The sequence below is a fragment of the Paenibacillus glycanilyticus NBRC 16618 genome (genome assembly GCF_004000805.1).
Classification (GTDB): domain Bacteria; phylum Bacillota; class Bacilli; order Paenibacillales; family Paenibacillaceae; genus Pristimantibacillus; species Pristimantibacillus glycanilyticus.
Window position 1 is genome coordinate 38,711 of sequence record NZ_BILY01000021.1, and the last position, 23,869, is coordinate 62,579.

At 51.2% G+C, this 23,869-nt stretch carries 20 protein-coding genes; 7 read left to right on the top strand and 13 right to left on the bottom strand.

Translation table 11 applies throughout. From position 1 onward, the window contains the following. Position 1: 1 nt before the first annotated feature. Together urtB and urtA are read right to left on the bottom strand one after the other, a co-directional pair. The gene (urtB, locus tag PGL01S_RS17580; protein WP_127495882.1) at positions 2 to 907 is read right to left on the bottom strand and encodes an urea ABC transporter permease subunit UrtB; all 906 of its coding nucleotides are present in this window, start codon (positions 905 to 907) and stop codon (positions 2 to 4) included. 102 nt (positions 908 to 1,009) lie between these two features. Beyond that, positions 1,010 to 2,263 (bottom strand): urea ABC transporter substrate-binding protein, encoded by a 1,254-nt coding sequence (gene urtA / locus PGL01S_RS17585; RefSeq protein WP_127495883.1) that lies wholly within the window; start codon positions 2,261 to 2,263, stop codon positions 1,010 to 1,012. Between the two features lie 454 nt (positions 2,264 to 2,717). On the opposite strand from urtA, the gene PGL01S_RS17590 reads away from it, so the two are divergent. After that, entirely contained in the window at positions 2,718 to 3,686 is a 969-nt protein-coding gene (locus tag PGL01S_RS17590) for an NAD(P)-dependent alcohol dehydrogenase (RefSeq protein WP_127495884.1), read from the top strand. Between the two features lie 68 nt (positions 3,687 to 3,754). Here the strand turns inward: PGL01S_RS17590 and PGL01S_RS17595 are convergent, their stop codons facing one another. The 4 genes from PGL01S_RS17595 to PGL01S_RS17610 form a co-directional block, all read right to left on the bottom strand. Continuing rightward, entirely contained in the window at positions 3,755 to 4,273 is a 519-nt protein-coding gene (locus PGL01S_RS17595) for a DinB family protein (protein WP_127495885.1), read from the bottom strand. A gap of 69 nt (positions 4,274 to 4,342) precedes the next feature. Beyond that, a complete protein-coding gene (locus tag PGL01S_RS17600) occupies positions 4,343 to 5,251 on the bottom strand; it encodes a helix-turn-helix transcriptional regulator (RefSeq protein ID WP_127495886.1) in 909 nt (302 codons plus the stop codon). Positions 5,252 to 5,455: 204 nt separating this feature from the next. Beyond that, entirely contained in the window at positions 5,456 to 6,607 is a 1,152-nt protein-coding gene (locus tag PGL01S_RS17605; protein ID WP_127495887.1) for an enolase C-terminal domain-like protein, read from the bottom strand. Between the two features lie 96 nt (positions 6,608 to 6,703). Next, positions 6,704 to 6,880 carry a GNAT family N-acetyltransferase gene (locus tag PGL01S_RS17610; protein ID WP_127495888.1) on the bottom strand — a complete coding sequence of 59 codons (177 nt, stop codon included), beginning with the start codon at positions 6,878 to 6,880 and terminating at the stop codon, positions 6,704 to 6,706. A 309-nt stretch (positions 6,881 to 7,189) separates the two neighbouring features. Here PGL01S_RS17610 and PGL01S_RS17615 point away from each other — a divergent pair, with 309 nt between their 5' ends. Next, the gene (locus tag PGL01S_RS17615; protein WP_127495889.1) at positions 7,190 to 8,431 is read left to right on the top strand and encodes a mechanosensitive ion channel family protein; all 1,242 of its coding nucleotides are present in this window, start codon (positions 7,190 to 7,192) and stop codon (positions 8,429 to 8,431) included. Between the two features lie 375 nt (positions 8,432 to 8,806). On the opposite strand, the gene PGL01S_RS17620 is transcribed toward PGL01S_RS17615, so the two are convergent. Then, positions 8,807 to 10,282, bottom strand: coding sequence for a sulfatase family protein (locus PGL01S_RS17620; RefSeq protein ID WP_127495890.1), 1,476 nt, complete (start codon positions 10,280 to 10,282; stop codon positions 8,807 to 8,809). A 205-nt stretch (positions 10,283 to 10,487) separates the two neighbouring features. On the opposite strand from PGL01S_RS17620, the gene PGL01S_RS17625 reads away from it, so the two are divergent. Continuing rightward, entirely contained in the window at positions 10,488 to 11,291 is an 804-nt protein-coding gene (locus PGL01S_RS17625) for a helix-turn-helix domain-containing protein (protein ID WP_127495891.1), read from the top strand. A gap of 17 nt (positions 11,292 to 11,308) precedes the next feature. On the opposite strand, the gene PGL01S_RS17630 is transcribed toward PGL01S_RS17625, so the two are convergent. Continuing rightward, positions 11,309 to 12,649, bottom strand: coding sequence for an aminotransferase-like domain-containing protein (locus tag PGL01S_RS17630; RefSeq protein ID WP_127495892.1), 1,341 nt, complete (start codon positions 12,647 to 12,649; stop codon positions 11,309 to 11,311). A 147-nt stretch (positions 12,650 to 12,796) separates the two neighbouring features. Here PGL01S_RS17630 and PGL01S_RS17635 point away from each other — a divergent pair, with 147 nt between their 5' ends. The 3 genes from PGL01S_RS17635 to PGL01S_RS17645 all read left to right on the top strand — a co-directional run bounded on the left by PGL01S_RS17635 (position 12,797) and on the right by PGL01S_RS17645 (position 15,003). Further along, positions 12,797 to 13,759: a DMT family transporter gene (locus tag PGL01S_RS17635; RefSeq protein WP_127495893.1), complete on the top strand. Its 963-nt coding sequence runs from the start codon at positions 12,797 to 12,799 to the stop codon at positions 13,757 to 13,759. Positions 13,760 to 14,114: 355 nt separating this feature from the next. Further along, entirely contained in the window at positions 14,115 to 14,534 is a 420-nt protein-coding gene (locus PGL01S_RS17640) for a DUF1259 domain-containing protein (RefSeq protein ID WP_127495894.1), read from the top strand. Between the two features lie 46 nt (positions 14,535 to 14,580). Then, positions 14,581 to 15,003, top strand: coding sequence for a DUF1259 domain-containing protein (locus PGL01S_RS17645; protein WP_127495895.1), 423 nt, complete (start codon positions 14,581 to 14,583; stop codon positions 15,001 to 15,003). Between the two features lie 75 nt (positions 15,004 to 15,078). On the opposite strand, the gene PGL01S_RS17650 is transcribed toward PGL01S_RS17645, so the two are convergent. The 4 genes from PGL01S_RS17650 to PGL01S_RS17665 form a co-directional block, all read right to left on the bottom strand. Beyond that, on the bottom strand, positions 15,079 to 15,930 hold the full coding sequence (locus tag PGL01S_RS17650; protein ID WP_127495896.1) for a metallophosphoesterase family protein: 852 nt from the start codon (positions 15,928 to 15,930) through the stop codon (positions 15,079 to 15,081). Positions 15,931 to 15,943: 13 nt separating this feature from the next. Beyond that, positions 15,944 to 16,762 (bottom strand): EamA family transporter, encoded by an 819-nt coding sequence (locus tag PGL01S_RS17655; protein WP_127495897.1) that lies wholly within the window; start codon positions 16,760 to 16,762, stop codon positions 15,944 to 15,946. 233 nt (positions 16,763 to 16,995) lie between these two features. Continuing rightward, a complete protein-coding gene (locus tag PGL01S_RS17660; protein WP_127495898.1) occupies positions 16,996 to 17,763 on the bottom strand; it encodes a DeoR/GlpR family DNA-binding transcription regulator in 768 nt (255 codons plus the stop codon). A gap of 112 nt (positions 17,764 to 17,875) precedes the next feature. After that, positions 17,876 to 18,844 carry an MraY family glycosyltransferase gene (locus PGL01S_RS17665; protein ID WP_127495937.1) on the bottom strand — a complete coding sequence of 323 codons (969 nt, stop codon included), beginning with the start codon at positions 18,842 to 18,844 and terminating at the stop codon, positions 17,876 to 17,878. Positions 18,845 to 19,045: 201 nt separating this feature from the next. Between PGL01S_RS17665 and PGL01S_RS17670 the strand changes: the two genes are divergently transcribed. Beyond that, positions 19,046 to 21,094: a LuxR C-terminal-related transcriptional regulator gene (locus tag PGL01S_RS17670; RefSeq protein WP_127495899.1), complete on the top strand. Its 2,049-nt coding sequence runs from the start codon at positions 19,046 to 19,048 to the stop codon at positions 21,092 to 21,094. A 61-nt stretch (positions 21,095 to 21,155) separates the two neighbouring features. On the opposite strand, the gene PGL01S_RS17675 is transcribed toward PGL01S_RS17670, so the two are convergent. Continuing rightward, positions 21,156 to 23,864 carry an S-layer homology domain-containing protein gene (locus tag PGL01S_RS17675; protein ID WP_127495900.1) on the bottom strand — a complete coding sequence of 903 codons (2,709 nt, stop codon included), beginning with the start codon at positions 23,862 to 23,864 and terminating at the stop codon, positions 21,156 to 21,158. Positions 23,865 to 23,869 lie beyond the last annotated feature (5 nt).

Below are 23,869 nucleotides of genomic sequence, written 5' to 3' on the forward strand. Positions count from 1 at the left end.
TCTATGAATCAAGCGAACGCGAACGCATGGCGACGAATCCCATCGGCCTCCATTGCAGGAAAGCAACGATGCAGAGGAACACGAGCACTTTGCCAAGCGATGCATTCGTCCAATATTCGAACATCGTGTTAAAGACGCCAATTCCGAGCGCACCAAGCACGGTGCCCACCAGCTTGCCGACTCCGCCAAGCACAACCACCATAAACGCATCGACAATATAATAAGTGCCAAGCGACGGCCCAATCGGACCAATCAGCGTCAGCGCGCAGCCGGCGATACCGGCAATTCCCGAACCAATCGCAAAGGTCATCGCGTCAACGCGGCGGGTGGATACGCCAAGGCATGCCGCCATATCGCGGTTTTGCATAACCGCCCGCATCCGGCGTCCTTCCAGGCTGCGGTAAATATAGAAGTACATCGCAAGCAGCGTAACGATAACAAGCCCGATGATAAACAGCCTTTTATAAGGAAGGACCGCGCCAAGGAAGCTGACCCCGCCATCCAGCCAGGTTGGACTCGTCACCGCAACGTTTGGCGCGCCAAAGATCGATCTCGCAAGCTGCTGCAGCACGAGGCCAACCCCCCAGGTGGCGAGCAGGCTGTCGAGCGGCCGGCCATACAGAAAGCGGATCAGGCTCATCTCAAGGATTAGACCAAATACAAAGGCGATTAGGAAGCTGACCGGTATCGCGAGGACGAAATACCAATCGAACATCGACTTCGGCAAATAGTCTTCAAACATATTTTGCGTCAAGTACGTGGAGTAAGCGCCAATCATAATGAGCTCGCCATGGGCCATATTGATGACCTTCATCAGTCCAAACGTAATGGCCAGGCCAAGCGCAATCAGCAGCAGGATCGAGCTGACGCTCAGCCCGTTAAACAGCTGCAGGGTAATGACCTCCATATGCCTTCAACTCCTTCGGGGTTATACAAAAGGAGAGTATCCGAACCATAAATCTGTCGAATACTCCCCCTTCATCCTTGCTGTTCAGCCTACTTCTGCCGGTTAGTCTGTCGGCTTGATGCTTGCCGCCCAGTCATAGCCTTTCAGGAACGGATCCGGCATTACCGCATCTCCGGAGTTCCACAGCTCTTTGAACTGTCCGTCCGATTGCACTTCGCCGATCCGAACCGTTTTGTAAATATGCTGGTTCTCGCCGTCAATCTTCACTTTGCCTTCCGGAGCATCCCATTCGAGATCCTTCGCCGCGGCTTTGACTTTATCCACGTCGGTCGAGCCTGCCTTCTCCACCGCAGCCTTCCACAGGTATACCGCGGTGTAGCCCGCTTCAATCGGATCAGCCGTCACGCGGTCTTCGCCGTATTTCTTCTTATAATTCTCGACAAACGTCTTGTTCGCCGGCGTATCCGTTGTTTGATAGTAGTTCCATGCCGCCAGATGCCCTTGCAGCACGTCTACGCCGATGCCTCGGATTTCCTCTTCCGCTACCGATACGGACAACGTCGTAATATCTTTAGACGTAATGCCCGCATCCTTCAGCTGCTTGAAGAAGGCTACGTTGCTGTCGCCGTTAAGCGTGTTAAACACAACGTCCGGCTTTGCTTCTTTGATCTTGCTTATAATCGTGCTGTAGTCGGTATGGCCAAGCGGCGTATATTCTTCTCCGACCATTTGGCCGCCTTTTGCCTTCAGTTGCTCTTTGATGATCAGGTTTGCCGTACGGGGGAAGACGTAGTCCGAGCCAAGCAGGTAGAACTTCTTGCCGCGGTTCTCCAGCAGCCAGTCAACGGCCGGAACGATCTGCTGGTTCGTTGTAGCGCCCGTATAGAAGATGTTAGGGGAAGCCTCGAGACCTTCGTATTGCACCGGGTACCAGAGCAGTCCGTTAAGCTCCTCGAACACCGGCTTCATCGCTTTGCGGCTGGAGGACGTCCATCCTCCGAATACCGTTGCGACTTTATCTTCGGAGAGCAGCTTGCGCGCCTTCTCGGCGAAAGTCGGCCAGTCGGATGCGCCATCCTCCTGGATCGCTTCGATCTTCTTGCCAAGCACGCCGCCTGCCGCGTTAATTTCTTCAATCGCCATCATTTCCGCATCGCGAACGGATACTTCGCTAATCGCCATCGTACCGCTCAAGGAATGCAGGACCCCTACTTTAATCGTATCTCCTGAAGCTTCTGCCGCACTGCTCTCGGTTGTCGTGGATGCCGGTTTTTCATTGTTGTTGCCGCAGGCTGCAAGCAGCAGGCTAAGCATAACCGCCACAAGCCCCGTTTGAATAAACCATTTCTTTTTCATCTCTCCACTCCCCAGTTCTTCTTTCTAATTACGAACATTTAATTGGAATGTGTTACCATTGTTCGCAACCTCATTATAGGGGCGGTCAAATCTTTACGTCAATATACATGACATTAAAATTAGAAAATGAGGAAATTAGTCTCATTAATTGGTTTTAAAAGGACATTTTATGATAAATTTCTACAAAATCCTCACCTTATCTTACCATTTTCCTTGTATTTTATATCATTAAATTAACAATACATGTAATATATAGGGTTTAGCTTCTTCTATCGATCATAAAAAAAGATGACTTCCTCATCCTAAGGAAGTCATCTTTTTTAACCAAATGGAAGTCGAGATCATGCCAAACACGCCAAAGATGCGGCCCATTTGTGTAAAGTTAACTTGACATTATGAATAGTTTAATTTACATTATGCATAAATTGGTAAAAACAGCTAAGGGGGAGTTTTTATTAAAGCGATCGTATGCGCGAAATACGGAACGCCGGAAGTTCTTCAATTCAAGGATGTAGAGATCCCCGCTCCCAAGGAGCAAGAAATACGGATAAAAGTATATGCGGCCGTCGTAACCCCCTCCGACTGCTCCTTCCGGAGAGCGGATCCTTTTTTCATCCGTTTTCTCTACGGCCTTAGAAACCCCAAGCATCCGATCCTCGGTGTTGAGTTTGCCGGCGAGGTTGATTCGGTAGGCAAGAATATAACCTTGTTCAAGAAAGGCGATCAGGTATTCGGCATTAGCCCCCATCGCTTTGGAACTTACGCGGAATACGTCTGTTTACCCGAGGATCAGCCGGTATTTCTTAAACCAAGCAATGCGGCTTACGATGAAGCCGCAGGTCTATGCGACGGAGCTTTAACGGCCTTAATCTTTCTTCGGGATTGCGCCAACGTTCAAGCGGGGCAAAAAGTGCTTATTAACGGCGCATCCGGGGCGGTTGGCGCTTACGCCCTGCAGCTTGCCAAGTACTATGGGGCCGAAGTGACCGGCGTATGCAGCAGCCACAATTTTGAATTGGCGAAGTCTTTGGGGGCGGACACGGTTATCAATTATACCAAGGAGGATTTCACGCGGGGCGATCAGATGTATGACGTTATTTTCGATGCGGTAGGGAAGCGTACGTACTCCGAGTGCAAAGGCTCCCTTACGCCGCAAGGCATCTATCTTTCTACCGTTCCCAGCGGCGGGGCTATGCTGTCCATGCTGTGGACTTCGAGGTCCCGCGGCAAGAAGGCGATCTTTACCGCTGCCGGACTTAAGCAGAAGAAAGAGAATTTGGCTTTTCTCAAAGAGCTCTTCGAGGCCGGAAAAATCAAACCCGTCATCGACCGGCGCTATCCGCTAGAACAAACGATTGAGGCACACCGGTATGTCGAGACCGGACGCAAGAAAGGAAATGTCATCCTTCAGGTTCGCGGTTAAACGGAGAATCGCCTATCTCCAAGCCGTTAAGCTCGGACAGATAGGCGATTCCGGTTTGTCGCAAGGTTCTACAGAGCAGCCGATACAGGCTGCCGGTACCAGTAAAGAGCGTAGTCGGTCATCGTGGAGGCATAACCAAGCTGGCGCAGCATTGTTGATACATTACCCCGGTGATAGGACCCATGATTAGCCGCATGCAGCATAATCTCAGCTAGACTTGTCTCGCGGACTCCGGCATAGGGATTGTTAAGCGTAATAACCTGTTCCGCATCAACCCCGCTTGCGAGCCACTCCTTGTATTGGCCTGCCAGCTCGGCAAAGAGCTGAATGTATTCGTCGACCGTCTCCAAAATACGGCCGCTTAACGGCATGCATACCTGCAGCGCCGCCCCCATATCCATGCCCTTCAGCACCAAATACCACATTTTATCTACCACATAAATATGGTTAAGGGCATGAGCAAGCGTCGGATACGAGCTGTTTACTTCCTGATGCAGCACAGCGGGCGGCAGCTCCTTGATTCTTCCCAGGATCGTTTGGCTTGCCCAAAAGTGATAGCTCAACATTTCCGCCGGATAATTTTTCATGATCATCGACTCCTTTTAACTGGTTATGCAGCCAGTATAAAAAAAGTAGTATGACAACAGTGTGTCATACTACTCATAAAGGTTCAGCGTTTTTCGAAGCTGTTCTTTCATGACGGCCCGAAGCTCCAAGGGCTCAAGCACCTCCGCGCCGCTGCCAAAGCCAAGCAGGATCGACCACAGCCAGGTTGCCTCAGCCGGCTTATATACGGGAATCCGCATCGTCATGCTGCCATCGGAATGGAAGGTTTTCGGGACGTAGCCGAATTGATCCATCGCATCCGCCAAGGCTTCAGGCCCTACCTTAACCACGACATCCTCAACCAGACTCTGATCTCCGACAAAAGGGCCAGCCTCCTCCGGCACCTCCCGATGAGGTTCAAAGCAACGCTCCGTCTGGAACGCCTCCACCATGCGGGATAACCGGAACTCCCGATAATCGCAGCGCGTCAAGCAATAGCCGTAAATATACCAGCTGCCGTACTTGAAGTGAAGCCTGACCGGCTCCAGTTCGCGGGTGGTCCGTTCATTCTTCGCGTTAATGTAGTCGAACCGGATCACTTTGCGCTCCGTAATCGCCGCGCGCAGTAAAGGCAGCGTCTCGGGATCCGTTCTGCGCGTCTCGAAATCTACGGCTAGACTTGGAGTCCGCCGCTCGGTTCCAACGGTTTGCAGTCTCTCGATTGTCCCTTGCGCCCGCTCGTCTTCGAAAACGGTGGAAAGGCCTTTCAGCACCGTCACCAGAGCATTTACGTCATAGGAGCCAAGCAGGCTTTTATCCATCTTGAAGCCTTCCATCATGCCGAAGCCGCCCTTGTTTCCCTGATAAGAGACAACCGGAAAGCCCGCCGCGCAGATGACGTCGATATCCCGGTAAATCGTTCTTTGGGATACCTGGAACTCCTCGGCCAGCGCATTGGCGGGCAGGACATCGTTATTCAGCAGCTTATAGATAATGGAGATCAACCGCTCCAGCTTCATGAGTATCCACCGCCCGTCCATTCGTTTATATATTCTTAAATAATTGCTAACAGGTATTTCCATCCAAAGAGGAATCAATATATTACAGGATATAAGCTTTGTCAATCGCCATGACCGTATTCCGACAGACAAGAGAGGATCGTATCTTGCAAAAAAAGACCAGTACCGCAAAGGCTAGCGGCGCTGATCTTATAGGTTATAGGGTTAACGGCTCCAGCCGTTTGCCAGAACCTGCCTTGCAAACAGCTCCCCGTCAAATTCGAGGCCAAAGCCCGCTTTGTCCGGTACATAAAACTTGCCGTCCTCTACCCGGTATGCGGACGTGTCCATTCCTTCTATCGCGATATCATCGTATTCGACAAATTCAAAGTTGTTAATCGCTGCCGCAATATGCCCAAGCGCATAAATGCCGTATGCATTGCCGTAGCAATGCGGTGCCGACCGCAGTCCAGCCTGGTCAAGCTCCGCGCCAAGCTCCAGCCAATGCGTAAAGCCCGGATAAATCACATCGTACTGGAGCACGTCAACCAGTCCTTTTTTCGCCCAGCTCACGAGATGAGGAGACGCAAGCCCTTCTCCGTCGGCTATAAGCACATTCTGCCCGCGTTCCCGGAGCCAGGCCTTCAGGTCGGCATACAAGGCATCGTCCTCGTGGAAAGCCTCTTCAATCCAATGCAGATTCACATCTTGGACGGCTGCCAGCACTTCCTTGGTCAGATTGAGATTATACGCGTTGTTGGCATCAATCATAATCTTCCCTTCGGGTCCGGCAATCTCGGCAACGCCGTGAATAATGGCGATGTCCCGCTTCGTCCCTTCCAGCACGGGCATATGTCTGCCGCCGCGGCCAACTTTAATCTTGAAGTTGCGGTGACCTTTGGAGAAGCCTTGAGCAGCCTCCTCTTTCAGCAGCGCGACCGCGTCCCGCTCATTTGCCAAGTGCAAGTCGTCAAAATAGAGAGAGGTGTCATAGCAGGGTACGACTAGCGGAGATCCCGGAGCACGGTTAACCGCGGACACCAATTCATACACGGGGGTATTCAGTCTGCGCCCCAGCCAGTCCAGAATGGGGTATTCGAGCGGAATGCGGTAAGGCTCAACAATTTGGCCGTTCGAATCAAACAGATCTATTAGCCTCATTCCTAGAGCGGCTTCCGCGAGCTCCTCGGTCATCGATCCCGTGTGACCATACCCTGTCTCCCCGTCAATCGTAAGGCGGGCGATACGGACCGAGCAATGCTTGCCGTGATTGCCAAGCCTGCCGTTTGAACCCGCGTTTCGCGCGCGCTCGCCCGTAAGAGTTGCAACCTCGATCTTTTCTACTTTCCATTCAGGCTGAATAAGAGATAGATTCATCGTCGTTTCACTCCTATTAGTTAAAGGAATAGTTCCAACTTCATCCAATATATTATGCCCGCAACAAATATGTCAAAATAAAATATATTCATTATATTAAAATAGATTCATTTCCTGAATAAGCTTCTCTCTAACCAGAGGCCACTCCTCCTCCAAAATGCTGTAAAACACGTTATCATGAACCGTTCCGCCATCCGTCGCATCCACTCGATGCCTTCGAAGCACGCCTTCCCTCACTGCCCCAATCTTCTCCAGCGCTCTTTGCGACCGCAAATTGCTCCCGCTGGCCGAGAATTGGACCCGAATTACGCCAAGCTCTTCGAAACTATATTGAATCAGCAACAGCTTGCAGGCCGGGTTTATTCCTTACGGTTTTCCAACGTCAGATTCGTATGAAATTTCATAGCGAGCCCTCCTTTTCCACTATCCTATCAATAAGGACAGGGCGGCATGAATGCAAGGAGGAACCGAATATTTGTATTATTTTGCAAGCATGCCTGCAGGTTGACGGGAAGCCCGGCTTTCAGTACCATCTTAAAATAGAAAAGCCCCCAGGGGCTCTATGGATTTGAAGGAGGAGTAATGAATTACATTAAAGATTTGCTTGTTGAACTAGGAGTTAGCACTAACTTGTCTGTCTATCTGGCTAGTATTGCGATCGTTATTATCGCGGGAATCGTGAGCATAGCCGCCAACTTTATAACCAAAAAGGTTGTGCTGCGCATCGTCAGCCATTACATCCGGAACAACCGGTACCGTTGGGACAATTATTTGCTGGATCGCAAAGTGTTTCATAAGCTGTCCCATATCGTTCCCGCCATTATCCTTTACTATTTCTCGTTCAGCTTCTCGGCCTACCATTCTCTTATTCTGAAGGGAATTACGATCTATCTTATTATCGTGGTTCTGTTGGTGCTGGATGCTTTCCTAAACGCGGTTAACGATATTTATAGAACATACGATATTTCCCGGAGCCGCCCCATCAAAGGATACGTTCAGGTAGTCAAAATCTTTCTGTTCATTATTGGCGGCATTCTGGCCATCTCGAACCTGATTGGCGAAAGCCCCGTTATTCTTATCAGCGGAATTGGCGCCTTGTCAGCCGTTATGCTGTTGATCTTTAAGGATTCGCTGCTTGGCCTGGTTGCAGGCATTCAATTATCAACGAACGATATGGTCCAGGTAGGCGATTGGATTGAAATGCCCAAATACGGAGCCGACGGAGATATCATTGATATATCGCTGCATACCGTCAAGGTGCAGAACTTCGATAAGACGATTACCACCATCCCTTCGTATGCCCTTATTTCGGACTCATTCAAGAACTGGAGAGGCATGCAGGATGCCGGCGGCCGGCGCATTAAACGGGCCGTGTACATCGATATGAACAGCATCGGTTTCTGCACGCCCGAAATGATCGGGAAATTCAAAAAGATTCATCTCCTAAGCGAGTATATTCTGGATAAGGAAAAAGAAATCATGCATTACAACCTGGAAAACGAGATTGACCCTACCGTCTCGGTGAACGGCAGAGCCATGACGAATATCGGCGTGTTCCGGGCTTATGTCGAGCGGTATGTGGAGCAGCATCCCAAAATCCATAAAGGCATGACGAGGATCGTCAGACAGCTCGCCCCCGCGGAGAATGGACTGCCTCTCGAAATTTACGCCTTCACGAACGATATTAACTGGGCTGTATACGAAGGCGTTCAATCGGATATCTTCGATCATATTCTGGCCGTTGCGCCGGAGTTTGGTCTTCATGTCTTCCAGAACCCGTCCGGTCAAGACTTCAAGAGTTTGCCGAAGGTCGGGGCTTATTAACCGCCTTGCAGGACTACTCTGCCGCGCAAGGCGCGTATTGCCGGTTATGCCGGTCCGGCTTGGCCAGCTAGCCGGTTGCGCCCGGCTTTATCAGGCTTTGCGCACCTTGACCAAAGCTACGTTGGATTTCATCCAATAAAATTGAACCCATACGGACTTCGTTTGAGGCTAGATTGGATTTCATACAGTCTAAACTCTCAAATGGATGCTCCAAAGACTAAATTCTCTAATTCTAGTGGATAAACTCCAATGTAGAGGTTCCTTTCGCGCTTGATTGGGCTATTATACTGGACAAAATCCAACGTAACCGTAGACATATAAAAAGAGACCGGTCCATCGTCAACAAATGTTAACGTTAGGCTGGTCTCTTTCGCTTTATAGCCTATCCTTCCCCTCAAATTCACGAGGATGCCTGCGGATCAGCTCCGGCACGGCATCACCGCGTCCCGTCCGCTCAAGCCGCTCGAGGTAGCGCGGGAGCGATCCCTTCGCATGATATGGACCTCCCTCTTTCATGACCGTCCACAGCGGATCGGTGTCGTAAGGCATCGAGGCCATCATCCGGTCATGCCAATCGTTCAGCCAATAGACCGCTTCCCTGCACAGGTCCGGCCGCTCCGCGGCAAGATTGATCTGCTCATGAGGGTCCTCCGCAATATGGAACAGCATTTCCTTGTCGAACAGATGGTAGCCGTCATGATACGTGCGGATGTAGAGCCAATCGCCGAACCGCACGCTGCGCTGGCATACATGCGCGCATTGCGACACAACCAAATATTCTCGTCCCGCCTCTTCGCCGGACTGCAGCACCTTCGCGTAGCTCGACCCGTCCCAGCTTGGCATAGGCTTCCGTCCGAGGAGCTCGGCTATCGTTGGCGGCAGATCCAAATGGTAATGGAGGCCTTTATCGACGATTCCCTCCTGCATGCCCGGCCAGCGAATAATCATCGGAATCCGGCAGGTTCCCTGATCGGCCGTGCCATGCTCCCCGTATATCCCAAGCTCGCCCATGTTCTCGCCATGATCGGCCGTAATAATGATGACGAGCTCCTCCATGACGCCCTTTTTCTCAAGCAAGGCAAATAATTGGCCGATGTTCTCATCCATGAAGCGGACGCCGCAATCGTAGCCATCCACCATGCGCCTCAGATCATCCCGGCTGCGGATATCTCCCGGATGTCTCGGATAATTCGGCGATGTGGCGTTGTCGTACATATTGATTTCGCTGGCGCTATGCGGCCCTACCTTGCGCATATGCTTATCAAGCACCTCGTCCGTAATCCACTCCCGCAGCGGATCATCCTTAAACGGATTGCCGAACGATTCCGGGGCCCGGTACGGGGTATGCGGATCCCAATAATTGACGTACAGCATCCAGTTATCCTGCTCCGCATTCCGGTCAATCCAGTCCAGGACAACGGGGGTTACCTCCTCCGCGGATTCCATTCCGCCTTTACCCGTATTGTAGATCTCATTAAAGCCGGCATAAAAAGTCCATGCGGAATGCCGCTCCCCAAACGGGCTGACAAGCGCGGTACGCATTCCCGCCTGCCTGAACAAGGCCGGGAAGCTTTCGGAGGCAAGACGGTCGCGAAAATCCCGTGACTCGCCTTCATGTCGAACATCTGCCGCAGACCCGCCATGTCCGACAACTCCGTTATGAATGCCGAAGCGCCCGGTCATTAAAGCCGTTCGCGACGGGAAGCAAGGCGCATCGGAGGTATAGTAATTATCGAAGCGGACACCTTGGGCGGCGATCCGGTCAATATTCGGAGATGTTTGGCGGAGGTAACCGTAGCACCCCAGATGATCCGGCCTCGTCGAATCCAAATCCAGCAGCAAAATTCTCATAATGTTGCTCCTCTCCCTCAATCCGTTTGCCATGATGGCTGTACCCGTATTATAGGTTTGGAGCTCCGGTCAGGTCGATGTACATTCCATCCTGTCCATGTACATTTCAACGATACGATGAGGGGCGAAGTTCTGCGCGGCCATTTACCCGGATCGGTAGTTTTGCTAGTATTTGATAAGAATCACTGCAAAGGACGGGGATCCCATGCTGCAGCTGTTAAGCGTAAATTTCGACGACCACATTCCGAATTGGCGCACCCAAAGCGAGGTGCTCAGCTATCATGTCCTTGTTCTGGTTACGGACGGTAAAGTGAAATACACCATTAACGGGCAGGAGATTATTGCCGAACGGGGAGATTTTCTGTACATCCCGCAATCCACGCTTCGCAGCGGAGATACCATACCCGGCTTTCCTCACCAGAAATATACGGTTTTGATTACGACGGAGCCCGGGAGCAAGCTGGGTATCCCGTTTCTTGACCGGGGCGAATTTATTCGCTTCCGGCTGTCCAACCTCCATTACTTGCAGCGCAGATTCATCAAGCTGTTCGAAGAGATGAGGGGCGGCCGCAGCTTTCGCTCCTATATTGGCCTCGGACTAACGCAGGAGCTTATCGGTCTGCTTGCAAGAGAGCTGGAGAAGCCGGAGGTAACTCCCGCCAAGATGTTCTACGCGCAGCTGGTGAAGCAGTATTTGCTGGACCATTACCGCGAGCATGTGGAAATCGAGCAGCTTGGGAAGCTTATTCATCGCTCGCCGAATTACACCACCGCTCTATTCAAAGAGGTATTCGGCCAAGCTCCCATCCGCTATATGCATCAGCTGCGCCTGCATGAAGCCTGCCGTCTCCTGCTCCACTCCGACATGTCCGTTGCGGATATCGCTCAATACTTGGGCTACTATGATCCCTCGTATTTTTTTCGGATGTTCAAGAAGCATGTCGGCCTGTCGCCGTCCGAATTTATTAGCAGCGGCAGAACGGAGGACCTGCCTCAGCTATTCCCTTAGGCTGCGTCCTTCCTCGCTCACCGGCTTCCCTTACGCACCTCTTCCGTAATGATTCGGACTCCTTCCTCAATCTGCTCAGCCCCGGTCTGGGAAATGCTGATTCGCAGAAATTTCTCTTTATCCAGATAATTGGACAGGTAGAACCCCTTGCCGGACACGACGCTGACGTTTCTCTCCGCAAGACGCCTCAAGAGCTGCTCTACGTTCACCGTCTGCCTCAGCTTGAAATGCGTGTAAATTCCCGAACGGATATCCGGCACCTCCATTAATCCCGGCTCGTTATGCCGATTCACCGATTCGTTCAAAGCCAGCATTCTAGCCGCGTACAAGCCCGCTATCTTATGCTTATGCCGTTCGTACATGCCGTTCTTGATATACACCTCAAGCGCCGCCTGGGAGAGCAGCGAGGTGTCGGGGTATATTTTATAGGCATAAAAGGTGTTAAGCAGACGTTCCGGCAATACGATTGCGCCTAACCGCAAGCCAGGGAAAATAATCTTGGAGAAGCTTTTTACGTAAATGACATACTCGCCGCCATCGGAAGCGTAAATCGGGTCGGACTGCTGGTCTGCCCCAAGATCGGCCATATAATCGTCTTCCAGAATGTAGACGCCGTATTTGGCGGCCAGCTTGGCAATTCCTCTCCGTTCCTCGGCGTTATAGGAAGTGCCAAGCGGATTATGATACCTCGACATCGTATAAAAAAATTTGATGCTGCCGCCCTTGAACCAACGCTCCAGCTCCTGAAGATCGATGCCCGCAGCCGTTCGGGCGATGCCATGCACCGGAATTTTCTCCGTCTCCAGAAACCGCAAATACCGGTCATAGCTGGGCTGCTCCACGAGCACAGCCTCCCTGCCGTTTGGGAACGGCATCTTCGCCAGTATCTCCAGCGCCTGCTGCGCGCCGGAGGTGACGAAGATCCTCTCGACTTTCGTGAATACCTGGTCACTCGCCAAATGCGAAACAAGCGTGTGACGGAAGGATTCCAGTCCCAGCGGGTCGCCATAAGTAAACAGGTCGTACTTATAAATATCGATCGCTTTGTTGAGACAATGCTGGAAATCCAAATAAGGAAAAGCATCCAGGTCCGGCAGAACCGTCGCGAAGTAGATCATGCTGCCGTCCCGCTCATCCCGCCATTCCCCGGGCTTCACGACGACGTAGTACCCGCTTTGCGGCACCGAATAAATAACGTGGCGTTTTTCCAGCTCCGCATAAGCTCTCGTAATGGTACTGATGCTGCATCCGTAGGCTTCCGCGGCACTGCGGACGGAGGGCAGCTTTTGGCCGGGACGGTATTTTCCCTGCCGGATTTTCTCTTCCATATCGGATAGGATCAAAGCGTATTTTTTCATGCTCTCCTCCATGCGCTTTAGCCCAACTGTATCGATACAGTTAGGGTAAAACGGCGTTGTTTGGTTAACCGAAATCCCTTATCTTCAAATCAACGGTTACAGACGTTCGCGAACACGCTGCCGTAAGCTCCGAGAGGATGATGCAACATGGGTCACAAGGAAATGAGGCTTCCCTATTTCCTCGCCGTGCTAAACGCGGTCATTATAGGCTTATCTTTTTTATTTGCCAAGACGGCACTGGATTATGCCAGTCCGCTTGATACGCTGGCTTTTCGTTTTGCCTCATCGTTCCTGGTGATGTCCATTCCCGTGTTATTCGGCTGGATGAAGCTTTCCTACCGCGGCAAGCCGCTCCGCAAAGTGCTGCTGCTGGCATCCATGTACCCGCTTGGTTTCTTTACGCTTCAGGCTTATGGGCTGCAGCATGCCAGCTCGGCGGAAGGCGGCATCCTGTATGCGTTCACGCCGGTCGTTACGATGATGATTGCCTCCCTGTTTCTGAAAGAAACCACAACCGTTCTGCAGAAGCTGTCGATCCTCTTGTCGGTGTTTGGAGTGGTATTTATCTTTGTCATGAAAGGCAGCAGCATTGATCTGTCCAATCTGCTTGGCATTTCGCTTCTACTCTTGACCTGCTTCGCTTTTGCCGGCTATACCGTTCTGGCCCGCTCGTTATCCAGGCAGTTCAGCCCGGCGGAAATCACTTATTTGATGATGGGCATCGGCTTTGTCTTTTTTACGGTTACGGCATTCACTAGCCATGCCTCAGCCGGGACCCTTCCCCATATATTCGCGCCTCTGGTGAGCGGCACCTTTATGGCATCGCTTATCTTCCTGGGGATCGTATCCTCCCTGTTAACGGCGCTAACCTCCAATTACATTTTGTCCAAGATGGAGGCGTCGAGAATGAGCGTATTCGCCAATCTCGCTACCATCGTGTCGATAACGGCCGGTGCGTTGTTCCTTGGAGAAGAAATAACGATTTATCATCTGATCGGCTCGGTGCTGATTATTGCCGGGGTTATCGGCACAAATCGACTTGGCCGGAAGAAGACAGCAGGACACGAGAATAGCAAGAAACTAAACGCTATAAACCATTCAAGGAGTTGAACATAAATGTCATTAACCGCTATTACCGATAGTTATGCGATTCCGGCGCGTGCATCCTCGCGATTTCCGATCGAGAAGACGATGGTTTGGAACGGTTTTCAAACAGAATAACAATAACTTAGTTGATCCGAAAGAGAAGGGCCAGGAATGCGCACCAAAGCGTGAGCATTCCCGGCCCTTTCTTTGGTCTAGAACATTAATTGAACTCCGCTAATGTTAGCGAATGACGTTTTGCAGGTATAAGAGAATGGCCCGGGGCGCCAAAAGGACATTTTCTTAAATCTAGTAATTCCGCACAACTCGATTTACTAGATTCGTCATAGATTACACCAGTAACAATTAAAGGAGGATTTATATGGCGCAAAAAGTAAAAGTAAGTCCGCAATTCGCAAGATTGTGCACCCAATTCTCAAAAATCCTGGGAGGTGAATCGGAGATTGAAGCAGGTCCGGTTTGTTTTGTCACGAGGATGACGAACTTGAAAGAGACCATTTTGGGCAGAAGAACCCGCTCGCCTTTGGTTCAGATGCAAATGTTCTCGTTCGAATCTCTAAGCGCTTCGGGCCGCGCGCTTTGTTTAGGCGAGACTGCCGTGCATCAAAATCAGGTTAATCGATTGATGTCGAATCTTCGTAAACGCGGAATCAAAGTAACTTCTCTTCATAATCACTGGCTTAACGAGAACCCGCGCTTAATGTATATGCACTGGGAAGCTAATATGGACCCTATAGAGTTTGCCAAAAAAACCAAGGCATCTATCGCATTCCTCGGCTGATGTTTGAATATTTTTTTATTTCTAAACATGAAAGGATGATCTGTAAATGGCGCAACCTGTAAAAGCAAGTCCGCAGTTTATAAAAATTTGCAACCGATTCTCCTCCATTTTGGGCGGGACAGAGCATGAAATTACGAAAGGACCGGTTTGTTTCGTTACAAGAAACAGAGTAATAAAAGCCTCTATTTTAGGAAAACGCACCGCGTCTCCTCTCGTTCGTTATCAATTGTTCTCGTTTGAGTCATTGGACAGTTCCGGACGAGCACTCTGTCTGGGAGAAACAGCGCTTTTCCAAAACCAGGTTAATCGCTTGCTCACAAATCTTCGGAAGAACGGGATTAAAGTTACGGCGGTTCATAATCACTGGTTGTTCGAGAATCCGCGTCTCATGTACGTACACTGGGAATCCATCGATAATCCTATTGAATTCGCGAAAAAAGTAAAACGTTCGATCGCTTTCTTGGGTTAATAATTAGCCTCGTTCAATAAAAAAAAGGGTAATCGCATCTACGGCGATATACCCTTTTTTCACGACTATAATCGGTCACTCCGGAATCTCCCACTCATAATGGACCTTCTCCAGCCACTTGCCCGCGGCAAAATCCCGCCCCCGGACTACGATCCGATTCTCGTATACCTCCACGAACAACCCTTGGCTTCCGTCCTTATGCTCGTCTTCATCCGTCCAGAGGTAGGCAACGGATGCCGCGTTAAACATGCGGGGCAATTGTTCATCGTCATACAGGGTATGCGGCGCTTCCAGCTCCCAATGCGTATGTCCGGTAAACAGAATGGCATGCCTATGTCTGGACAACACTTCCTTGAGCTGTTCATCTTGGGTAACGCCGTACCACTTCTGTGACTCGTAGGAGCCGGCAACCGTATCCTTAAGCGGCTGATGCAGGAACACGAAGGCAGGACGATTCAGACTCTTGCTTTCCTCTAATTTGCCATCCAACCAGGACAGCTGCGTTTCCGACAGGAACGAGAATAGGTCCAGCCCCTGCTCGGTCCCAAGGAAGATAAAAGAGTAACCTTCCACTATGTGAGCGTGATACGGTCCGCCCATCTCCGTGGCATTCAGATAAGCTCCCAGGCGCGAAGACCATTCTCCCCCGCCGACATCATGATTGCCGGAAGCAAAATAAGCGTCTGGCAGCCCTACTCCATGCTCCCGCCATATTTTACGAAACTCTTCATACTCTTCCGCATGCCCATGGTCGGTTATATCGCCTACATGCATAATACCGTCGCTGTCTGGCGCTTCCCGTTTCATATCCTCGAGCGCCCGCACCAAATTGCCATTATGCGTATGTCCGGGATCCGTTCTCACATGCGTATCGGTAATGACCTGAAACTGAAGCCGTGCCTTCCCTTTACCCTCTTCATATCCCATTCTCAGACCCTCCCTATATTCCCAATATCCCCACTAGAAGAATACCGGCGAAAATGATGCTGGCCGATGCTAACCGCAAGGCGCCCTTTCCTTCCTTCAACAGCCACACCCCCATAAAGGTCCCGCAGACGGTCCCGATTTCCCGAAGCGGTGCCACGTAAGTCAGCTGCGACATGCTCATGGCGAACAAGAACAGCAGGTAAGAGCCCGGAGACAAAATGGATCCCGCCGCAAGCAGCCTGCCGTTTTCCCTTATCTGCTTAACCCAGCCAACTTCCCGGAAGCGGATAAACGGGACAAGCCCCAACATAAATCCGATATTCGATATCTCTAACAGCACAACCGGCGAAAAATGCTGCAAGTTCACTTTGTCTACCATGACATAGGCCATTGTGCAGAAGCCTACGGCTACAATAGACAACAATACTTTCCCCGAGGCTTGAAACCGCTGCTTCCTCCGGTAAAACCCGCTTAACAGAAAGAAACCTAGAGCAATTAATCCGAGACCCAGCCACCCCCAGTGGGACAGCCGTTCGTTCAAGAAGATAACCCCGCAAAGAGGCAGCAGAAAGGTAGCGATCCCTCTCATCATCGGGTACACCTGGGACAAGTCGCCTAAGGTTAAGGTGCGAGACAAGAAGTACGCATACCCTGCCTGAATCAGCAGAGACAGGACCAATAAAACATAACCCGACAACGGCACTTGGACGGAGACGATCTCCGCGATAAATTCAGGCAGAAGCAACAGGGTAGCAGGTATATAGATCATGAACAAAAACAATTGCTTATTCCCGCTCTTCTTCGTGAGCAAATTCCAGATGGCATGAGCCACGCCGGATCCTAATACAAGCAGTACGGCAAGCGAAATAATGACCCCTCCTCACAAATCCAACACCCACTCAAATATCACACATAAACACACATAAATACAACATTACGCAAATGTTAGCATGAGCTTTTCACCCTGTCAATTAGGTAAATCTCTATCGAGGTTAAAAAAAAAAAGCAACTACGGCAAAACAAAAAAAAGAACCTTCAGGGAAGGCTCTTCTTGTATTTCATCTTCTATTTGCATTCAACAATAATTCCGGCTTTCTTGTATCGTTCAAGGATATCCGGGCTTAATCCGGAGTCCGTAACAATACGCTCAATCTTATCCAGTCCGCATACCGGCGTAAGCGATACGACATCAAACTTGCTGCTGTCCGCAAGCACGATAACCCGCCTCGTCCGCTCCAGCATCCTTTTTTTCAATTGAATCTCGCTAATCCCGTAATCCGTCAGCCCTTCGGTCAGGGAGATGCCGCTCATGCTCATGAAGAACAGGTCGGCATGGAACTGGGAAACAAACGACTCGGCATAATCTCCAACCGCGCATTGTTCCGAATTACGCACGACCCCGCCGACAAAAATAATCGTAAACTGAGGCTTAGCCATAAGAATCGAAGCAATCGGAAAGGAATTGGTTAATATCGTTAACCGTTCGAAACGGGACGCCAAGGCCTTGGCGAACTCCGTATTCGTCGTGCTCACGTCCAGGAACAAGGATTGCCCCTCTTCCACAAAACGAAGAGCCGTCTGGGCCAGCTCGCGTTTCTCGGGATGTCTCTTCGTCTCCCGCACGGTAAAGGGAAGCTCTTTCCGGTAGTCCGCCTGAGGCAAGGTCGCCCCACCATGAACCCGTTTCAAGAAACCTTCCTGCTCCAGATACTCCATATCTCTTCGGATCGTCTCGAACGAGACGCCGAATCTCGCGATTAAATCAGCCGTCTTGACCGATTGAGATTCATGAAGCAGCTGTATGATTTGTTGATGCCGGTCATGTATAAGCATGGATACTCCCCCAATAATGCGGACTTCAATACGCTATTCCTTCTAGAATACCACAAAAACACACCTAACAAAAAAAGGCCGGAAACCCTAAACGGGTGTCCGGCCTTAGACTTTATATTTCTACCAGCATCAGAATAATAGAGGATAAGCCGAGGCATGTACCCATTAAACACAATACCATCAGAGCCTGCTTATGATTAAGCCCCGCCCGCAGCAGACGGTAATGCGCCTGGCTTGCGTCAGCCTGGTAGATGGCTTTCCCTTGCAGGAAGCGTTTCAGCATCACGTACAGATTATCGAAGATCGGAACCCCCAAGGCGAGGATCGGGATAAAAATAGAGAGTGCCGTAGCTTGCTTGAAAGCTCCGTCTAGCGAAATAACGGCAAGCATAAATCCGAGAAAAGTCGCCCCCGCGTCGCCCATGAATATTTTGGCCGGAGGTTTGTTGAATCTTAAATACGCCAACGTTATGCCTACTAGAATAATCGCCATATTCGCAGAGTTCGACTGCCCCATGGCAAGCGCTACGATAAACAGGGTCATCGCGGAGATGGCAGAAAGCCCTCCCGCCAGACCGTCCAGACCGTCCGAGAAGTTGATGACCGTCGTCACCCCGAAGATCCAAAGCGTCGTTAAGACAAATTGCAAAAGAACGGGAAGCTCCACATAATGGCCGGAGAACGGATTAACGAAGCCCTCAAACACAACGCCCGAGGCGTATACCAACACAGCGGCGGAGAGTTGAACGATCAGCTTCGGCAGTGCGGGAAAATCCTTGCCTTTCGTCTTATACCAATCGTCAACCGTACCGATCGCCAGCAGCAATAGGCCGCCAAGAAAGATCGCCCCCGTCTGCATGGAGAAGTCCCGGACCACAGCCAGGTAAGCGATAAAAAAGCCAATAAAAATCGCGTAACCGGCCGTCAGCGGAATCGGCTTCCGGTGCAGCTTGCGCTCGACGTCCTTCCTGGGCCTGTCTACAAAATCAATCTTAAACGCAAGCCGGCTGAGTGGAGGAATCAACACGAGTACCGTTATAAAAGAAAGCAAAAAAGCAGCAACGTATAAAATAGCAATCACCACCAATATGTAAATATACCTTATCTCTCATTATATATTTAGCACGAATGGTGTCGACTGATGATTCACTGACTGTCGACTGACGCTGGATTTATCCCGCGCGATTCGACAGTCATTGTATTCCAAACCGTTTACACTATGAGATGTTTATATATCCAAAAGTTGAGCCGCCTGTGCCGCGGCAAGAGGTGATCCCCGATTATGGCGAAGGAGCAAGGAAATCTTAGACCTGCCGATGACTATAATGTTCCTGGCGGCAGAGAGCTTTATGGCAGGGACCGGGAAGTTCAGCTGTTTGCGGATGTGCTGGAGACGCCGTCCGTTGCCAGGAGAATGATTAGCGTTTACGGTACCGGCGGTGTAGGAAAAACCGTGCTGCTCCGGGAATTCGAACAAATGGCAAGGCAGCGAAAAACTCCGTTTGTTATGGTAGACTCCAGGCTGTTTGCCCATACGCCAGCTGAATTCTGCTTATTTCTGCTGCGGGCCCTTCATGCTCCGATACCCGAAATCATGAACCCAAATGACGCGGCAGCGTTAATTGAATTATGCCGGGAGGTTATACTCGGGGCGGGGATACCCTTTGTTCTAGCCATAGATACATTCGAAGAAATCGGGGAAATGGAGCACTGGCTGCGGGACAGCTTCATAAACCGGATGCCGGAAGGCATTATCATGATTCTAAGCGGCCGATTCGCCCTGCATTCCTCCTGGCACGCTTTTCCCGCTTGGCAGCGCATCATCTATCCGCTTCCTATCCGGGATCTGGATTACCCGGCTGTCCGGTCTTATTTGCGCAGATGCGGTATTGCGGTAGACGAGACCATCCGTTCCATCTGGATAAGAACGCGCGGCCACCCGCTTTCCCTCGCGCTTCTTGCCTCTACTTCGCTTGTAACCCATGAGGAAAAGAGGCAGCCCTCTAACGAAGACGCGTGGTTTAGCCATATCGTGCAGACCTGGCTGCGGGAAGTACCCGATTCATATATGAGGGAATTGGTCGAGTCGGCTGCCGTTGCCCGCCACTTCAATCAGGAAATGCTCAGCCGCATGCTGGGCAGACCCGTAACGACGGAGCAGTTCAGGAAGCTGATCTCTTACTCTTTCATTCAACGCATGGACCGGGGCTGGCTGCTTCATGAGCTGCTGCGAGAAGCCATCTCCAAGGATTTGCGAATGCGGATGCCCGAACGCTACAACCGGATTTGGCATCGTTGCCTTCAGTATTATTCCAATAAACTCAAGCAATCGGCGAGAAATAAATCGGTCTCCTGGGAGAACGCGGAGTTTCTCTATTATATCGGCAATCAGTTTATTCATTTTTTAATGTACCGGCAGTGGGTATCCTGCAGCGTAGAACCGCTTGGACCGGGCAATTGGGAAGAAGCCGAGCAATATATCGAGCAGCGCAGACGTACGGCGAAAGATTCCTATATCCCGTTCTCCGCGCAGGACGGCTCCCAAATTCAATACTGCCTGTCCAGAGAGGAGAGCCTCCTCGTGCTTAACCAGATTCGTCTTCAGGAGCTATACGAGCTGGAGCCGGGCTGCGTGAAGCTAATCCGAAACGGCGAAGATGAAGTGTGCGGACTAATCGAGATCATTCCTATTCACGCCGGGACAATCGGTTATTTGAGGACAGCCAGGATGTCTCGCGCCTATTTCAATGCGTTGCCGGAGGAATTGCTGCAGGAGCTCGCGGTTCAGCCCCCCAGCCATTCCGGATACTTTGTCAAAATCCTCGACGTTTACGATTTCGCAAACGACGTCATGATGCATGCTTCTTTATCGACGCTGATCAGTCATATTCTATCAACGGGTTATATCGTCGCCGCGCCGATAGGCAATCCGATCTCTCATGCCATTTGCGCAAGCCTTGGTCTCGAACAGGCTGCCGGGGCCGTCAATCTGGATTATGACGGCGTTACGCCCGCTCCTTATTACATTCTTGATACTCGCGGCAATAAGGTGAACCATTACGTGGATAGAATGATTGCCGCGCTTGGCATGCAGGAGGAGGAGCAAGAGGCGGAAGCCGAAGGATTCGCCGAAGAGGCCTTACTCTCCTTGCTGTCCCGCCGTGAACGGGAGGTTCTGGATCGCGTGATCCTTGGCCGGTCCAATCTGGAGCTCGCCAAGGACCTTTGCTTAAGCGAAGTGACCGTCAAGAAACATCTGGCCAACATATTCCGCAAGCTTGAAGTGAAAAGCCGAACCCAGCTAATCCATAAAGTATCGGGACGCGCCTAGGCAACATCGAAGAACCGCTCCTTCTAAAGGAGCGGTTTTTGCACTGAGCGCCGGATCGGCGCTAATGGATTCCGCTGCTTGGCGCAGCCGACTTGACCGCTGTCGCGCTGCCTTCCGCTCCGCTGCTGCTTACCGCCGCAACCTTGTAATAATAGGTCACGCCAATGGATGCGGTCGTGTCCGTGAACTTGGTCTCCGTTATTTTCGAGCCGATAACCGTAAAGGTTCCGGTTGCGGCCGTCGAACGCATCACATCGTAACCTGCCGCCCCGCTGACGGCGTTCCAGGTAAGAATGACTTTTCCGCTGTTTATATCCGTGCCCGCATTAAAGTTGGCGGGAGCCGGCAATTTAATGATAATCGGTCCTATAGGGATGACAGGATCGATCGGCGTAACGGAAATATCCGGTATCGGAACGGAGACGACATTGCTTGGCGCGCTTGTTCCCCCGTTATCCTCTGCCATAACCCGATAGCTGTAGGCTTTAATGAGCGAAGCGGAGGAATCCGTATAGGACGTACCGCTGACGTTAGAGGCTATCGTTGCAAAGTTCGTGCTGTTGCCGTCCGCGCGCTGCACCGTGTAATGAACCAGACCTCCAACTTCCGCCCAGTGAAGGACAACGCTTGCACCGCCTCTTTTATCCGCCGTCAGGCTTTGCGGTGCCGGGGGCGGCTGCATCGTTACCGCTACCTTCAAGGTTGAGGAAGGCTTGCTCTCGCCATGCTCGTTCATGGCCGTAATCTGATAATAGTAAGTCTTGCCGATCGTTGCGGTTGTGTCTTTGAACTGCGTGCTTGAGGTACGTCTTGACGTGAACGGACCGTTAGGCGATTCCGAGCGTTTTACGTTGTACGTCGCGGCATCCTTCACGGCGCTCCAGCTGAGCTGTACGTCGGTCCGGTTAATGATCGTGCTGCTATACGGACCAAGCGTAGCCCGGAAGCCGAACAACTCGGCCTTCAAATTGCCGGGAGGCTGAGGCGGCGGACAATTCAGCTCCGTCTGATAGAGCTGATACTTTGCGTTGATCAGATTCGCTCTGAAGTCATCGGATGCGATCCAGATATCGTAGCCTGCAATCACGTCAAGCCGGAGGAATGCGTCTACGTTAATCGCGTCGCATCGCCCTTGCTCATAGTTGCGGCTGTAGCCGGCTTCGATACCGGGATACAAATCAAAACCGGCATACGCCATATCGAGCAGCGTCAGCGTTAATTGAACGTCCGGACCGGCGGCAATACTGGCGTTTGCCTTTGTATCGACGTTTAGGGTTGCCGTGTTAGTCGTGTTGTTAATGGCGCGGAGTCCATTGCTGGACGAGAGGCTGAAGCCCTGCTCCAGATGGAATTGATCGTTGAAATCAACGACGACCGAAGCCCGGAAGTCCGGATCTATCCGCAAAAACAACTGCCCCTTAACAAATACGCCGGTAAAAACCGGAACGTAGAAAGGCGTGGTAAGCGGAATAAACTTGGGCTCATTTAACGCGCTGTTTCCCGTATTGGCTGCCGCATGGACTTTTGTCGTAATATCGCCGGTCAGAACAAGCTTCGAATAGAATTCCAGATCGGTATCGAACCAATCGAAATCGACATCAAGACCGATATCCGCGTTTATGCCCAAGTTGCAGGCATTTAAGCTTGCATCGAACGCTATCCCATCGAGCTTCGCATTGTTTAGTCCGATATTGAAGCAAGGCAAAGCCAAGGAGGCATAGCTTTGAGGAGAGTACGAAGAGCCCTGATTCAACAATGACATATTCATCGGCTGCGCGCTCTGTCCGCCCGTCTGAATGGTAACGGAGGAATTAATAGGCTTCAGTTGTTTGGGATCGATAAATTCCGATGTGCTTATATCGAGCTTGGAGAATACCTCTTTTAGTCTCGGGACAGAGGTTTTGACGATAAGCGAGCCGTTCTCTTTGCTCACCGATACGACCTTCTTCGCGATACCGCCGTAATACTTATCGTTCGGAGGCATAACAAACACATCGCCAGGGCTTAGTTTTAATTGAGGATCGCTAATGACCCAGGTCGAACTATCGCGCATGGAATAGTTTTTGCTAGCGCTCAGTTTCACTTCGGGTCTGTACTGGACGATTTTATGAGGGGCCCCCGATTTGCCGAGCAAATAGTTACGGGCCCGCGAGAGCATCACGGCCGCTTCCGCCCGGGTTGAATGGCTCCCGCCCTGGAAGCTGCCGTCCGGCATCCCCCGAATGATTCCCGTCTCCAGCGCCGCTTCGATTAAACTCCGACTCTGCTTGATGTTCGCCTGATCCTTCAGCTTGCTTAGCAACTGTTCATCCTTGCCCGGCGGAAGCTGTAGTGCCCGGACGATCCAAATCGCCATTTCAAACCGGGTAATGGGCTGGCTGGGCTTAAATTTGCTGTCCGGATAATCGGCGAGCAGCAAAATACCGTGCTTTAATCCGGCCGCAATATAAGGCTCGGACCAACGCGTTGCTTCGATGTCTTTGAACGGAACGGAAACATCGTCGCCGCTATATTTTCCAAGCACGACCAGCATCTTCAGGAATTGCTCCCGCGTCACTTGCCCGGATGGCCTAAACGTTCCGTCCGTGAACCCCGCCACAATGTTCGCTTCGGCGAGCTCCATAATTTCGTTGTACGCCCAGTGCGACTGAATATCGCTGAATACGGGCCGATCGGACTTCTCCTGTTGGCTTCCCCCGTTGCCATTGCTCGCGGCAGCGGCAAGAGTTGGCGGGACCATGCCAAACAGCATGAAGAATACGGTTAGCAAGATGA

Coding starts and splice junctions, on each gene's coding strand:
- urtB (WP_127495882.1), bottom strand. CDS start 907: ATGGAGGTCATTACCCTGCAGCTGTTTAACGGGCTGAGCGTCAGCTCG.
- urtA (WP_127495883.1), bottom strand. CDS start 2,263: ATGAAAAAGAAATGGTTTATTCAAACGGGGCTTGTGGCGGTTATGCTT.
- PGL01S_RS17595 (WP_127495885.1), bottom strand. CDS start 4,273: ATGAAAAATTATCCGGCGGAAATGTTGAGCTATCACTTTTGGGCAAGC.
- PGL01S_RS17600 (WP_127495886.1), bottom strand. CDS start 5,251: ATGAAGCTGGAGCGGTTGATCTCCATTATCTATAAGCTGCTGAATAAC.
- PGL01S_RS17605 (WP_127495887.1), bottom strand. CDS start 6,607: ATGAATCTATCTCTTATTCAGCCTGAATGGAAAGTAGAAAAGATCGAG.
- PGL01S_RS17615 (WP_127495889.1), top strand. CDS start 7,190: ATGAATTACATTAAAGATTTGCTTGTTGAACTAGGAGTTAGCACTAAC.
- PGL01S_RS17620 (WP_127495890.1), bottom strand. CDS start 10,282: ATGAGAATTTTGCTGCTGGATTTGGATTCGACGAGGCCGGATCATCTG.
- PGL01S_RS17625 (WP_127495891.1), top strand. CDS start 10,488: ATGCTGCAGCTGTTAAGCGTAAATTTCGACGACCACATTCCGAATTGG.
- PGL01S_RS17630 (WP_127495892.1), bottom strand. CDS start 12,649: ATGAAAAAATACGCTTTGATCCTATCCGATATGGAAGAGAAAATCCGG.
- PGL01S_RS17635 (WP_127495893.1), top strand. CDS start 12,797: ATGGGTCACAAGGAAATGAGGCTTCCCTATTTCCTCGCCGTGCTAAAC.
- PGL01S_RS17640 (WP_127495894.1), top strand. CDS start 14,115: ATGGCGCAAAAAGTAAAAGTAAGTCCGCAATTCGCAAGATTGTGCACC.
- PGL01S_RS17645 (WP_127495895.1), top strand. CDS start 14,581: ATGGCGCAACCTGTAAAAGCAAGTCCGCAGTTTATAAAAATTTGCAAC.
- PGL01S_RS17650 (WP_127495896.1), bottom strand. CDS start 15,930: ATGGGATATGAAGAGGGTAAAGGGAAGGCACGGCTTCAGTTTCAGGTC.
- PGL01S_RS17660 (WP_127495898.1), bottom strand. CDS start 17,763: ATGCTTATACATGACCGGCATCAACAAATCATACAGCTGCTTCATGAA.
- PGL01S_RS17670 (WP_127495899.1), top strand. CDS start 19,046: ATGGCGAAGGAGCAAGGAAATCTTAGACCTGCCGATGACTATAATGTT.